We start from the raw sequence: 14,159 nt of genomic DNA, 5'->3' as shown, positions 1-14,159 counted from the left end.
CGGTATCATCAGGGCATGAGTGTTTCCCGCCACCTCCACATGCGCCTGATCGATGACTATTGAAGCACCCATGGCTCGCAGTATTGGCCAACTAATGTGCGATACAACGCACGCCATACTATGGTCACCCGCCCGACAATGGGTTCGCGATCAACTCCCCGCCACTACCCTGCTATGCCGTGTCGGCTCGGGCCAGGCCACATACCATCGTTTTGACCCACGCCTGAAACAGCACCAGATCACCTACGGCAAGCGCATGATTATGGACAAACACCAGCCTGATGCCGTTGGCGGCTGGCTATCCGGGCGGGAGATTCGCCAGAGAGAGTATTTCGGGGGTACGGTCACCACATTGAACCTGCTGGCGCACACCTGTTGCCACGAATTCGCGCACTTACTCCAGCATGTGTCAGGCCAGCGCTACCGGGACTCCGTCCATAATCAGCATTTCTACCAGATACTGGACGAGCTCCACGCCAGCGGCGGTGCTGAGGCAGCCAGGCGTCATCTCGCCACCCAGGCCGAAAAGGCAGGGCTTTCCGTGCCCGACGATCCCATTGAGGCGCCAGATACACGCCAACTCATAGCGAACTGGACGATCGGGGATGCGGTGAGCTTTGGCGCCGGCAAACGTGAGCTGGAAGGTCGGATCATCCGGGTGAACCGGAAAACCTGCACCGTGGAGGGCACCGGGCGCAGCCGTGGCTTGCGATACCGGGTCCCCCTGGTTCTGTTACGCGCTCTCGCGGACTGATACCGCAAGCAGGTCGCGCAACTCCGGAATGCAGGACCCGCAATTGGTGCCGCACTTCAGGCTATGACCCAGGGCTTCTATCGACTGCGCCCCTTCAGCAATGGCACCGGCTATCTGGTTTTCCCCAACCTGAAAACAGCTACAGATCATGGCGCCCGGATCTTCCACGTCGACGTCCCGTGCAGCCAACAGCGCCCGACGGCTGGAGTCGCAAAGTTCTGTTTCGGCAAAACAGCGATCCAGCCAACTGGTCTCCGGTATCAACGCCGGATCGCTGTCGACCATCAACACCGCTTCCAGCTGCCCGTTGACCAGCCGGGCGGCGCGAAACCGCCCCTGCGACACATCGGCCATTACCAGATGCGCTTTTCCGCCCAGCCACTCTGTCATCGACGCCGGCCAGTCAACCGGCTGTCGCCCGGCCAGCCACCAACTGTCGCAGTAATGCAGTGGCACCTGGCACCAGTAGTCGGCCTGCCAGCGCCGGGGCCGATTGCGCCTGACCAGCAATCGTGCATGCCAACGGGCGCGGAATGGCGTAATGTCGGCTCGACCGTGTTTGGCCTCCGGCTGGCCCGAAACAGGGTCTGTCACTGACTCGGTCAGCAGTGTTGCAACCCCACTGGACGCAAACTGGCGGTTCCAGTGGATAGGTATAAACACCTCGCCGCGCCGCTGTTCGGGGCTTTTTCGGACTCGCCCCACGTAACCGCCGTCACCAAGGCTCAACCGCGCCAGATGCCCCTCCTTCAGCTGGTGCGCAACCATGTCGTCGGGATGCACGTCGACATAGGGCTCTGAGCGGTGGGTCAGTAATCGTGGGGTGTTGGCGGTTCGGGTCATGGTGTGCCACTGGTCCCGTATACGGCCGGTATTGACCACCATGGGGTAGTCGTCACTGGTTTGTTGGGCGGCCAATCGGGTTTCGATGGCAACAAATCGGGCGCGCTGATTGTCGGTGACAAAACGGCCGTCAGCAAACAGTCGTGCCGAATCGACTACTCCAGGACCGGTGCTACCCAGAATTGGCCATTGCACCGGCTGCAACGTGTCATAGCCGGGATCCGACAGGTTCACCAAGCCGGCAAGGTTAAACAGGCGCTCACCATTGTTCTCATGGGCAGACAGGGCCGCGTGTTCACGAAAGATATCCGCGGGCCGCTTATAGTTAAATGCCTCGCCAAACCCCAGTTTCCCGGCCACGGAACTCATGATCCACCAGTCCGGTTTTACTTCCGCGGGCAGCGGTAGGAAGCAACGCTGCCGCGAAATACGGCGTTCCGAATTGGTGACGGTGCCATCCTTTTCCCCCCAGCCAGCGGCGGGTAGGAGGATGTCCGCGAGGTCCGTGGTATCGGTGTGGGCGACGCAGTCTGAAACAATCACGGTGGGACAACGCGCCAAGGCCTCCCGAACCCGGGCCGAATCCGGCAGACTGACCGCCGGGTTGGTTCCCATGATCCAGATCACCCGGATATCACCACGGTGAACCGCCTCAAACATGTCCACGGCCTTGTAGCCCGGACCATCGGCCACCACACCGGTACCCCAGAAATCCGCCACTCGTGATCGGGCCCCCGGGCTGTCGTAATCCATGTGAGCGGCCAGGGTATTGGCCAGCCCGCCCACTTCCCGTCCACCCATGGCATTGGGCTGGCCGGTCAGGGAGAAGGGCCCCGCTCCGGGCTTACCCACCCGGCCTGTCGCCAGGTGACTGTTAATAATCGCATTGCCTTTATCGGTGCCGGCAATCGACTGGTTTATGCCCTGGGAAAAGCCGGTGACGGTGCGCGGCGTCTGAGCAAACCAGGCATAAAAGGTTTCGACATCCTCCGGCGCAAGATCACACTGCTCTGCGACCGATTCGACGCTTGGGGCCGCCGCCCGTGCACTTGCCAATGCGTTATCGAAACCCTGGCAGTGCGCATCAATGTAGGCCTGATCCAGGCCACCGTGATCGGCGAGCCAACTCAGCAAACCGTTGAACAATACCGTATCCGTACCTGGCCGCAACGCCAGGTGAAGGTCCGCCAGTTCACTGGTGGCGGTGCGGCGTGGATCAATAACAACCACTCGACGCCCATCCCGCGCGCTGGCCTTCATACGCTGGTAAAGCACCGGATGCGCCCACGCGGCGTTACTGCCAGCCAGAACCAGCAGGTCAGCCAGCTCCAGGTCCTCATAGCAACCCGGAACCACGTCCGCCCCAAAGGCCCGTTTGTGAGCAGCCACAGCCGACGACATGCAAAGCCGGGAGTTGGTATCTACATGAGGTGTGCGAATGAACCCTTTGGCCAGCTTGTTGGCGACGTAGTAGTCCTCGGTCAGCAACTGGCCCGACAGGTAAAAGGCCACCGACTGTGGGCCGTGAGTCTTGACGCTGTCCTGTATCGCATGCGCCACCTCGTCCAGCGCCTGCTCCCATTCGCTGCGGCGCCCCCTGACAATCGGGAACAGCAACCGTCCGTCTTCCTGGCCGGTGGTTTCGTGAAGACTGGCACCTTTCACACACAGACGCCCCTTGTTCGCAGGGTGGTCTTTGTCCCCGGCCACCGGTGTACCGCCGTCGGAATAGGCCATCACGCCACAGCCTACCCCGCAATAGGGGCAGGTGGTATGAACCGGGTCCGGGCCAGTAGTGTTGAGTAAGTCCACGGTGTCTCCTGAGTGTTACACGCACAAAAAAGCCCGCAATGTCCGGAACTCCCTGAACAGGCAGGAACCGGGCATGCGGGCTTCGTTGCCAGCATTCAGTACCGGGATCAAGTAACCCCGGGCCTGGCAGTTTATGGTTGGCGTGTCAGCTTTCGCTACAAACGTTTCCCAAAGCCCGTGCAAATCCAGGGCCACTCCCGGAGAAAACCGGCCAGCAGGTGTTTCAGCAAACTCTGGGACCGCTCAATACCCCCGTGCCAGGAGTCATAACAGTGCAAAACGCTCAAAAACGCCCAATCAGAGCGCACAGTTAACGAATAAAAATATTTGCCCATGACCTTGAGAAACGGCTATTCCCCTGCTCGCAAGGCACTTCCCGTGACCCTGGCAAATTTATTGCACTGACACTGATGGAACCGTTTTGCTGACAGCGTTAAAGAGAAAGGCATCCAATGCCTGTACATCGAGGAAACCATCATGAATTCGCCAGAACCCCTTCGCATCCTTCTGATCGACAAGGACCCCGAACGGGCAAGCCAGGTTTGCCAGGCGCTCAGACATGAGGGCCATGAAGTCATTCGCCAGCGCCCGGATGCTACCGGCCTGACCGCAGCGGTTGCCCGCGACCAGCCGGACATGGTGATCATTGATATGGACTCGCCCGACCGGGATACCCTGGAGAACATGAGCACCCTCAACACTCACGCACCCCGGCCCATCGTTTTCTTCGCCGACCAGCCCGGTGATCGCGCCACCATCCATGCCGCAGTGAAGGCGGGGGTCAGCGCCTACGTTGTCGACGGCATACAGCCGGACCGGGTTCGCTCGATCATTGACTCAGCCGTAGCGCAGTTCGAATCCTTTCAGGCACTGAGGGCAGAGCTGGAGGAAACCCGCTCGGCACTGGAAGACCGCAAGGTTATTGAGAAAGCCAAAGGGCTGATCATGCGGCATGAAAACTGCGACGAGGAAACGGCCTATCGTATGCTGCGCAGCTCTGCCATGGAGCACAGCGAACGCCTGGCGGTGATGGCGGGGCGCGTTATCAAGCTGTTGGAACGACACAGCCAGGGCTCGGCCGGTGCCATCCAGAAAGCATCCTGATCAACGCTGTTAGGGAGCATCCATGGTTCGTCCAACCCCGCTTCACAAGCATCCCGGATTCAATGTCCGCCTCGGCTTTGTGCCGCTGCTCGATAGCGCACCATTGATTGTTGCGCGAGAGCTGGGGCTGTTTGATGCCGAAGGGTTGGACGTGGAACTGGTGCGTGAAGGCTCCTGGGCATCATTGCGCGACAAGGTCAGTTTTGGCCTGCTGGACGGCGGCCACATGCTGGCGCCGATGCCGCTGAGTATGTCCCTGGCGACCGACCGCCCCAAAGTGCCCGTTGTGGTCGGCATGGTGCTGAGCCGCAACGGCAACGGGATTACCCTCAGCGCTCGGCTGCATCACGAACTGACCCATTCAGCCACGGATCTGGAGAACCCCATTGCCACCGCTCGCGCGCTGATACGCGTGGCCAGGGGCAGAGGCGAGCCAATACGATTGGCCTCCGTGGCGCCCTGGTCCAGCCATGACCTTCAGCTCCGGGACTGGCTGGCCTCTGCCGGATCAGACGCGGAAAAGCACGTGCAGATCATCCCCGTATCCCCGATACAGATGGTGGACGCGTTTCGATCAAATACCATCGAAGGCTGCTGCGTCGGTGAGCCCTGGAACAGCTTGCTGGAGTACGAGAAGCTGGGGCATATTCTCCATTCCGGCCACCAGATCTGGCAGAACGCCCCTGAAAAGGTTCTGGGTATGCGCTCCGACTGGACGGAGCAGCACGACGTGATGCACCGGCACCTGTTGCGGGCACTGCTTGCAGCCTGTCAGTGGCTGGATAACCCTCACAACCATCGCCTGCTACGGGACATCCTGGCCAGGCCCGAGTATCTGGGTGAACAGATCAACGTGCTGGATAACCACCCGTACAGTCTGTTCCATCCGCGATTGCATCAACACTTTTTTCGCCACTCCGCCAACTTCCCCTGGCTGTCACAAGCCCATTGGCTGGCAACCCGCCTGACGCTCCGAGGGCAACTCGGCCCGGTGGACGGCGCCATGGTTCGTCAGGTCGTCAGGCCGGATCTGTTCCGCAACGCCGCAGCTTCCATGGGCATTGACGCACCGGTTATCGACAGCAAGACCGAGGGCCGGCACCAACTCCCCTTTACCCTGTCGGGGCGCTACGGCCCCGTGGATGTTGCCAGCGACCGCCTGTTGGGAGAGCACCTCCACGACTGGCTGGCCGACAACCCCATGGCTACGCCCAATAAAGAAGCGTCACGCACTAAAACAGCCACGAAATCCCGCCCTCAATAACACTCATTTTTGTGCTCATTCATTATTATTTATAAATATCAATAATTTAAAAACATGGCACGCAGACTGCTTTGTCAACATGGACGATCTCGCATTCACTGCGCGGGTAAACGGCAGTGACGAAAACTGACAGAACATCAGGCATTGAGGCCTGCGTCCCGGAAACGGGGGGCAGGCTTTTTTTTGTCTGAATAATACTCCGGGAGAGCACCATGCAACTGAGAACACTGGCAGCGACATTCTTGATCTTGACGGCGGCGTGCTCAGCACACGCCGACATCGGCCCGGCCGAAAAGCCAGACTTGAAGCTCGGCTTCATCAAACTGACGGACATGGCGCCACTGGCCATTGCCTGGGAACAGGGATTTTTCCTGGATGAAGGCCTGTTCGTGGAACTGGAAGCCCAGGCCAACTGGAAAGTTCTGCTTGACGGCGTGGTGACCGGCACCCTTGATGGCGCCCACATGCTGGCAGGCCAGCCACTTGGTGCGACCATTGGTTACGGCACCCAGGCGGACATCATCACCGCGTTCAGCATGGACCTGAACGGCAACGGCATTACCGTATCGAACGACGTATGGGAGCAAATGCGCCCACACATTGAAGACGGCAGCGACGGCAATCCCGCTCATCCCATCAGCGCCACTGCTCTGAAACCGGTCATCGACCAGTACCGTGACAAGGGCGAGCGTTTTCGCATGGGCATGGTTTTCCCGGTGTCCACCCACAACTACGAGCTTCGTTACTGGCTCGCTGCAGGCGGCCTGAACCCAGGCTATTACGCTCCCCAGCGTGGTGACACCAGCGGCAACATAGACGCCGACGTTCACCTGTCGGTCACGCCGCCACCGCAAATGCCGGCCACCATGGAAGCCGGCACCATTCAGGGCTATTGCGTGGGCGAACCCTGGAACCAGCAAGCAGTGTTCAAAGGCATCGGCGTGCCGGTCATCACCGACTACGAAATCTGGCCCAACAACCCTGAGAAAGTATTCGGTGTTACTGAAGCCTGGGCAGAACAGTATCCCAACACCCATCTCAGGCTGCTTCGTGCACTGATCCGCGCCGCCCACTGGCTGGATGAAAATGACAACGCCAACCGTGAAGAGGCGGTGAAAATCCTGTCCCGCTCAAGCTACGTGGGCGCCGACGAGGAAGTGATCGCTAACTCCATGACCGGCACCTTCGAGTACGAGAAAGGCGATGTCCGCAAGGTGCCGGACTTCAACGTGTTCTTTCGCTACTACGCCACCTACCCGTATCCCTCCGATGCCATCTGGTATCTGAGCCAGATGCGCCGCTGGGGGCAGATTGCCGAGCCGAAGTCCGACGACTGGTATATGGAAACCGCAGCCAAGGTCTATCGCGCGGATATCTACAAGGAAGCGGCCCGAACCCTGATCGAGGACGGCACGCTCAAGGCAGAGGATTTCCCGGACCTGGATGCGGAAAACTTTGCGCGCCCGCACCAGGGCGAGCTGATCGACGGCGTGGCCTTCACTCCGAGGGAACCGAACGCCTACATCGACAGCTTTGAGATTGGCCTGAAAGGCTCGCAAACCCCTTAAGACTTGAGTGTCAGGAGACATCACATGACCACGCTCAGCCAGACCGACTCGTTATCATCAGGCCAACGCTGGCTCCGTGCGTTGACGGAAAAGCTGTCCGGCCAGAACCTGGCCGAAACCTTCCGCCAGTTGCTGCTGCCAGCTATCGGTATCGCGCTGTTCCTCGGCTTCTGGCATCTGGCCGCGCCCCAGGTGCAAACATCGCTGGGGGCCTTCCCGGGCCCCGCCGATGTGCTGGAGCAGTCTGGGCAGTTGTGGCAGGAGCACAGCAACCAGCGGGACCGGGCGGCGCAGTTTGTCACCATGCAGGAGGATCGCAACGAACGCATCCTGGCGGAGAACCCGGACGCGGAGGTGAAAATCCGCGACTATCCCGGCGCACCCACGTTCATCGACCAGATCTTTACCAGCCTGGGTACGGTGTTGGCCGGCTTTGTACTGGCAACCCTTATTGCCGTGCCTCTAGGCATCATTATCGGCCTGAACCGCCACTTCTCGGCGGCCATCAATCCTCTGATCCAGATTTTCAAGCCGGTATCGCCACTGGCCTGGCTGCCGCTGGTCACGATGGTGGTCTCCGCTACGTACGTGAGTGATGACCCGATGTTCGAGAAGTCATTCCTGACCTCGATGATCACAGTCACCCTGTGCAGCCTGTGGCCAACGCTGATTAACACGAGCGTTGGGGTTTCAGCGGTAAATCCCGATCTTTTAAACGTTTCAAAAGTGCTGCAACTGTCGTTCTGGACTCACGTTCGCAAGGTCGTGTTGCCGTCATCTGTTCCGATGATCTTCACCGGCCTGAGAGTGTCCCTGGGCATCGCCTGGATGGTTCTCATAGCGGCCGAAATGCTGGCTCAGAGCCCCGGCCTCGGAAAATTTGTCTGGGACGAATTCCAGAATGGCAGCAGTGAATCCCTGAGCCGAATAATGGTGGCGGTACTGGCCATCGGTTTTATTGGCTTCCTTCTTGATCGAATCATGCTACTGATTCAGAAAAAAGTAGCCTGGAACGAATAAAACTCGGCATAGAGCTGGCAGGGAGGGTGGTCCGGGGACGTCAAAAACATGGATGTTTTTGTCGAGCGTACAGGGACGTATTCACAGCGTGCCCCGGACCACCCTCCCTGCCAGCTCGTACTCCGAAACCAGAGGAGAAAGAACATGAGTAAGTCGCATCTTGAATTGACCAATGTGCAGATGGCCTTTGATACAAAAGATGGGCCATTCGTAGCACTGGAAAACGTCGACCTGAAGATCCGAAAAGGGGAATTCGTTTCCCTGATTGGCCACTCCGGTTGCGGCAAGTCCACTGTGCTGAATATTGTGGCCGGCCTGCTCCAGGCTACCCGCGGTGGCTGCGTACTGGACGGGCATGAGGTGAACACACCGGGGCCGGAACGGGCGGTGGTGTTTCAGAATCACTCGTTAATGCCCTGGCTGACGGTTTACGAGAACGTTGAACTGGCTGTGCAGCAGGTATTCCGCAAATCCATGAGCAGAGCTGAGCGAAAGGAATGGATTCTTCACAACCTCAAGCTGGTCAACATGGACCACGCCTTGGATAAACGCCCCGGAGAGATCTCTGGGGGTATGGCCCAGCGGGTGGGGATTGCCCGGGCACTGTCGATGAAGCCCAGCGTACTGTTGATGGACGAGCCTTTTGGCGCGCTGGACGCGCTGACGCGTGCCCACCTGCAGGATTCGCTGATGAAAATTCAGCAGGACCTGAACAGCACGGTGATCATGATTACCCACGATGTGGACGAGGCCGTGCTGCTGTCGGACCGCATTGTGATGATGACCAACGGGCCGGCTGCCACCATCGGGGAAGAGTTGCGCATTGAGCTGGAGCGCCCCCGCAACCGGGTCACCCTGGCCGACCATCCAGAATATGTGCGCTACCGTCAGGCGGTATTGTCCTTCCTGTATGAAAAACAGCGCTTCCCCGGCAAAGGCGAGGATGAACAGGATAAGCCCACCGCTGAAGCCGAAGCGGCGTCGCAGGAAGACAGCTCACCGGATGTCGATAACGAGCATTCTGAGAGCCCCGTTCGCCGCATTGCATGAAATCAAACGGAGAAGCTCGCGCCCTTCAGAAGCACTCATCCGGTGCACGTCGCCCTGTCAGAGCGCACAGTTTTCGGGCCAAGCTCAAAGCGACATCTTTCAACTTACTGTAAATAAAGGACTAATAATTTTGGCACGGCGTTCGCTACTGTAGATACAGGGAAGAATGTCCCGGCTAAGGATCGGCCGGACCATCAGATCATTGTTGTTGGCATTGGCGCCGGACCATCGAGTTCCTTCGGGAATCAGATGCTCCGGCTTTTTTCGTTTTGGACACAAGAAGGGCATCACCATCATGAGCGCAAAGGCAGAACAGACTCTCGTTATCTGCGGACACGGCATGGTGGCCCAGCGTCTGCTCGAAAAACTGGTTGTTCAACCGCATCGGCCTTTTGCACGCATTGTGGTGTTCAATGGCGAGGCAAGCCCTGCCTACAACCGCATCCAGCTTTCGGCCCTGCTGGCCGGCGATGCCAACGAAGACAGTCTGCAATTGCAGCAACCGGACTGGTATCAGCACAACAACATCACCTTGCATCAGGGAGATCCCGTTACCGCCATTAACCGGGAAGAGCACACGGTTACCACTGCCAGCGGGCGGACTCAACACTACACCAGCCTGGTTCTGGCCACCGGTTCCCGCTCCGCCAGTCTTGGCCTGAAGGGTGAGGAGTTGGACGGTGTGATGGGCTTCCGCGACCTGCAGGATACCCGCCGTCTGATCAACATCAGCCAACGCCATCGCCGCGCGGTGGTCATCGGTGGTGGTTTCCTGGGTCTGGAGGCGGCTGAAGGCCTGCGCAGCCGGGGTATGGCGGTGACCGTACTGCACCGTAGCGGCCATCTTCTCAACCGGCAACTCGACCCGGCCGGCGGCGCCCTGCTGGAAGAGGCCCTGACCAAACGCGGGCTGACCATTCGCACGCAAACATCTCCCGTGGCCCTGCTCGGTCGCAATGTGGTCCGTGCCGTGCAGCTGGACGACGAAACCCTGATCAGCACCGACCTGGTGGTGATCGCCGCGGGCATTACCCCGAACACGGAACTCGCTCTGGAAGCGGGGCTGGATTGTGAACGCGCCATCCGGGTGAATCCGCAGCTGCAAACCAGCGACCAATACATCCATGCACTAGGCGAATGCTGCCAGGTCGGCAGCCAGACCTTCGGGCTGGTGGAGCCCGGCTATCAACAGGCGGACGTGCTGGCACAGGTGCTGTGCGACGAGAACAGCCAGGCGACGTTTGAGCCATCCATCATCCCGACGCGCCTGAAAATCAGCGGCATCCCGATATTTTCCTGCGGCCAGACCGACGCGGACGCTGAGACCGAATCCGTGGTCTGGCAGGACTACGACACCAATCGCTACTGCCGCCTGCTGATTCGCGACCAAAGACTCACAGGCGCCGTGCTCTTCGGTGAAACCAGCGACGGCCCCTGGTACAGCGAACGCATTCAACAGGCCGATGACATCAGCCCTTACCGGGCCCATCTGGCCTTTGGCAAGCACTACTGCGAAGCCGCGTAAAGCGGCCGGGAACAGAGAGAGGAATTACCATGAGCAAGAAAACCCTGATCGTGATTGGCAACGGCATGGTCGGCCACCACTTCCTGGAGCAGTTGGTGGAAACCCCGGCAGCGGCCGATTTCGACATCAAGGTGTTTGGTGAAGAAAAACTGCTGGCGTATGACCGGGTTCACCTGTCCGAGTACTTTGGTGGTTCCACCCATGTCGACCTGGCCATGGGCACCACCGACTGGTACGCCGAGAACCACATCGACCTGCGTCTGGGCGAACAGGTAACCGGCATCGACCGCGCCAATCAAACCATTACCACACCGATGGGCGATTACGCCTACGACGAACTGGTGCTGGCCACCGGTTCCTATCCGTTCGTGCCGCCCATCAAGGGCAACGAGAACCCCCACTGCCTCGTGTATCGCACCCTGGAAGACCTGGACAGCATCCGTGCCAGCGCCGACGGTGTTAAAACCGGCGTAGTGGTGGGCGGTGGCCTGCTGGGTCTGGAAGCAGCGAATGCCCTCAAGAGCCTGGGCCTGGACGCCCACGTGGTGGAATTTGCACCCCGGCTGATGCCGGTACAGCTCGACGCTGACGGCGGCGCCCTGCTAAAGCATAAAATCGAAGAGCTCGGGGTGCAGGTTCATACTGAGAAAGCCACCACTGAAATCGTTGAAGGCGAAGAAGCCCGCCTGCGGATGAATTTCAGTGACGATACCCATTTGGAAACCGACCTGATCGTGTTCTCCGCCGGCATCCGCCCCCAGGACGCCCTGGCCCGTTCCAGCGAACTGGCCATGGGTGAACGCGGTGGCATTGTCATCAACGACCAGTGCACCACCTCCGACCCCCACATCCACGCCATTGGCGAGTGCGCGCTGTGGAGTGAGAAGATTTTTGGCCTGGTGGCACCGGGCTACACCATGGCCCGCACCCTGGCCTCCGTGCTGAATGGTGACCGTGAGGCCGCCTTTACCGGCGCCGACATGAGCACCAAGCTCAAGCTGTTGGGTGTGGATGTCGGCTCGATCGGCGATGCCCATGCCCAGACGCCGGGCGCCCGCAACATTCGCTTTAACGATGAGCAGGCCGGCCACTACCGCCGCATGGTGATCAGCGCAGATGGCAAGACCCTGCTGGGCGCCATCCTGGTGGGCGACAACAGCCACTACGACACCCTGCTGCAATATGCGTTGAACGGCATTGAGCTGCCGGAGAACCCGGAGACCCTGATTCTGCCGGAAAACCAGGGCGGTGCTCCCGCGCTGGGCCCGGATGCCCTGCCGGAAACCGCCTCGATCTGCTCCTGCCACAACGTGTCCAAGGGCGATATCTGCGGCGTGATCGATGCCGGCTGTACCGACCTTGCTGGTGTTAAGGCAGAAACCAAGGCCAGCACCGGCTGTGGTGGCTGCGCGGCACTGCTGAAAAACGTGGTGGACAGCGAACTGGAAAAACGCGGCGTGGAAGTCAGCAAGGACATCTGTGAGCACTTCCCGTACAGCCGCCAGGACCTGTTCAATATCGTGAAGGTCAATGGCATCCGCACCTTCCGGACATTGATCCGTGATCACGGCAAGGGTCATGGCTGCGATATCTGCAAACCGGCCGTCGCGTCCATCCTTGCCACCTGCTGGAACGAGCACATCCTGGCCACCGACCACGTGCCCCTGCAGGACACCAACGATACCTTCATGGCCAATATGCAGAAGAACGGTACCTACTCCATCGTGCCTCGGGTGCCGGGCGGCGAAATCACCCCGGACAAGCTGATTGTGCTGGGTGAAGTGGCCAAGGAATACAACCTGTACACCAAGATCACGGGCGGTCAACGGGTGGACCTGTTCGGCGCCACCCTGAGCGAACTGCCCGAAATCTGGGAAAAACTCATCGCCGCCGGCTTCGAAACCGGCCACGCCTACGGCAAGTCCCTGCGTACGGTGAAGTCCTGCGTCGGCAGCACCTGGTGCCGCTACGGCGTGCAGGACAGTGTGGACATGGCGATTTTTCTGGAGAACCGCTACAAGGGCCTGCGTTCCCCCCATAAGCTCAAGATGGCGGTGTCCGGCTGCACCCGCGAATGTGCGGAAGCCCAGAGTAAGGACATCGGCGTGATCGCCACCGAGAACGGCTGGAACCTGTACGTATGCGGCAACGGCGGCATGCGTCCGCGCCACGCGGATTTGTTTGCCACGGATTTGTCCGACGAGGAACTGATCAGCGCTATCGACCGGGTGTTGATGTTCTACGTGCGCACCGCGGACCGTCTGCAACGCACCAGTGTGTGGATGGAGAACCTGGAAGGTGGCCTGGACTATCTGAAGCAGGTGGTCCTGGAGGACAGCCTGGGTATTGGTCAGGAGCTGGAGCATCACATGGCGGATCTGGTGGATACCTATCAGTGCGAGTGGAAGACGGCGGTTGAGGATCCTGAGAAGCGGAAGCGGTTCCGGGAGTTTGTGAATGCTCCGGAGAAGAAGGATCCGGTTCAGGAGTGGACTACCGAACGGGAGCAGCGTCGGCCTCTGCTTGAGGGGGAGCCTGCTTAGGACTGGTGGCTTGGGGTGGAGCGCGGGGGTCTATATTTTTTCCCTTGGGAAAAAGAACTCGCTGCGCTCGGACACCTTTTTCCTGGCGGGAAAAAATATCGACCCCCACGCTCATTGAATCACCCGTTATCGCTGGTTAAATGCTTATCACATTACGAGTTAACGCCTTTGGCGAACCTGAACAACATTGGAGAACGTTATGAAAGCACGCACTTCCTGGGACGTTGTTTGTACCGTTGATGACCTTGTGCCCGAGTCCGGCGTTGCGGTCTGGACGGAAGACGGGCCGGTGGCGGTGTTTTATCTGCCGCATCGGTTGCCGGCGTTGTTTGCGATCAGTCATACCGATCCGTTTACCGGTAAGAACGTGCTGGCGCGGGGGATTACCGGGGATCTGAAAGGGCAGCCGGTGGTGGCTTCACCGCTGTACAAACAGCACTTCAACCTGGAAACCGGTCAGTGCTTGGAAGACGAGGCGGTAGCCGTGAAAACGTACCCGGTCTTGTTGGACGGCAACAACGTCCGCGTGGAAATCCCTGCCACCAACAAGGAATCAGCCGTGGCCTAACCCGTTAGTTTCCCCGGGCAGGCTTCTGCAAGGGCTCGAAAAGCCGATTTGGGGGGTGGGGTTATTTTTTCTGCCAGGAAAAAGGTGTCTGAGCGAAGCGAGTTCTTT

The 14,159-nt window shown here is 59.4% G+C and carries 10 protein-coding genes; 9 read left to right on the top strand and 1 reads right to left on the bottom strand.

Going from position 1 to position 14,159, the window contains the following annotated elements; translation table 11 throughout:
• Positions 1–52: 52 nt before the first annotated feature.
• The gene (locus B3M52_RS01215; RefSeq protein WP_075196310.1) at positions 53–754 is read left to right on the top strand and encodes a hypothetical protein; all 702 of its coding nucleotides are present in this window, start codon (positions 53–55) and stop codon (positions 752–754) included.
• Here the strand turns inward: B3M52_RS01215 and B3M52_RS01210 are convergent.
• Positions 734–3,409: a nitrate reductase gene (locus tag B3M52_RS01210; protein WP_075196311.1), complete on the bottom strand. Its 2,676-nt coding sequence runs from the start codon at positions 3,407–3,409 to the stop codon at positions 734–736. The two genes, B3M52_RS01215 and B3M52_RS01210, sit on opposite strands and share 21 nt — an antisense overlap.
• Before the next feature lie 477 nt (positions 3,410–3,886).
• Between B3M52_RS01210 and B3M52_RS01205 the strand changes: the two genes are divergently transcribed.
• From B3M52_RS01205 to nirD, 8 genes are all read left to right on the top strand, one after another.
• The gene (locus B3M52_RS01205; protein WP_036201980.1) at positions 3,887–4,513 is read left to right on the top strand and encodes an ANTAR domain-containing response regulator; all 627 of its coding nucleotides are present in this window, start codon (positions 3,887–3,889) and stop codon (positions 4,511–4,513) included.
• Between the two features lie 22 nt (positions 4,514–4,535).
• Entirely contained in the window at positions 4,536–5,777 is a 1,242-nt protein-coding gene (locus tag B3M52_RS01200; RefSeq protein WP_075196312.1) for a CmpA/NrtA family ABC transporter substrate-binding protein, read from the top strand.
• Positions 5,778–5,989: 212 nt separating this feature from the next.
• Positions 5,990–7,345, top strand: coding sequence for a CmpA/NrtA family ABC transporter substrate-binding protein (locus B3M52_RS01195; protein ID WP_075196313.1), 1,356 nt, complete (start codon positions 5,990–5,992; stop codon positions 7,343–7,345).
• Positions 7,346–7,369: 24 nt separating this feature from the next.
• Positions 7,370–8,365, top strand: a complete 996-nt coding sequence (locus B3M52_RS01190; protein WP_075196314.1) for an ABC transporter permease — start codon at positions 7,370–7,372, stop codon at positions 8,363–8,365.
• A gap of 180 nt (positions 8,366–8,545) precedes the next feature.
• Entirely contained in the window at positions 8,546–9,415 is an 870-nt protein-coding gene (locus B3M52_RS01185) for an ABC transporter ATP-binding protein (protein ID WP_227662383.1), read from the top strand.
• Between the two features lie 295 nt (positions 9,416–9,710).
• A complete protein-coding gene (locus B3M52_RS01180; protein ID WP_075196315.1) occupies positions 9,711–10,940 on the top strand; it encodes an NAD(P)/FAD-dependent oxidoreductase in 1,230 nt (409 codons plus the stop codon).
• Positions 10,941–10,969: 29 nt separating this feature from the next.
• Positions 10,970–13,483, top strand: coding sequence for a nitrite reductase large subunit NirB (gene nirB / locus B3M52_RS01175; protein WP_075196316.1), 2,514 nt, complete (start codon positions 10,970–10,972; stop codon positions 13,481–13,483).
• Between the two features lie 199 nt (positions 13,484–13,682).
• Positions 13,683–14,051, top strand: coding sequence for a nitrite reductase small subunit NirD (gene nirD, locus B3M52_RS01170; RefSeq protein WP_036201963.1), 369 nt, complete (start codon positions 13,683–13,685; stop codon positions 14,049–14,051).
• Positions 14,052–14,159: the final 108 nt, after the last annotated feature.

This window comes from Marinobacter sp. UBA2688, from assembly GCF_002352785.1.
Classification (GTDB): Bacteria; Pseudomonadota; Gammaproteobacteria; order Pseudomonadales; family Oleiphilaceae; genus Marinobacter; species Marinobacter salarius.
The sequence above is the reverse complement of the archived record's forward strand: the minus strand, read 5'-3'. Positions and strand labels throughout refer to the sequence as shown.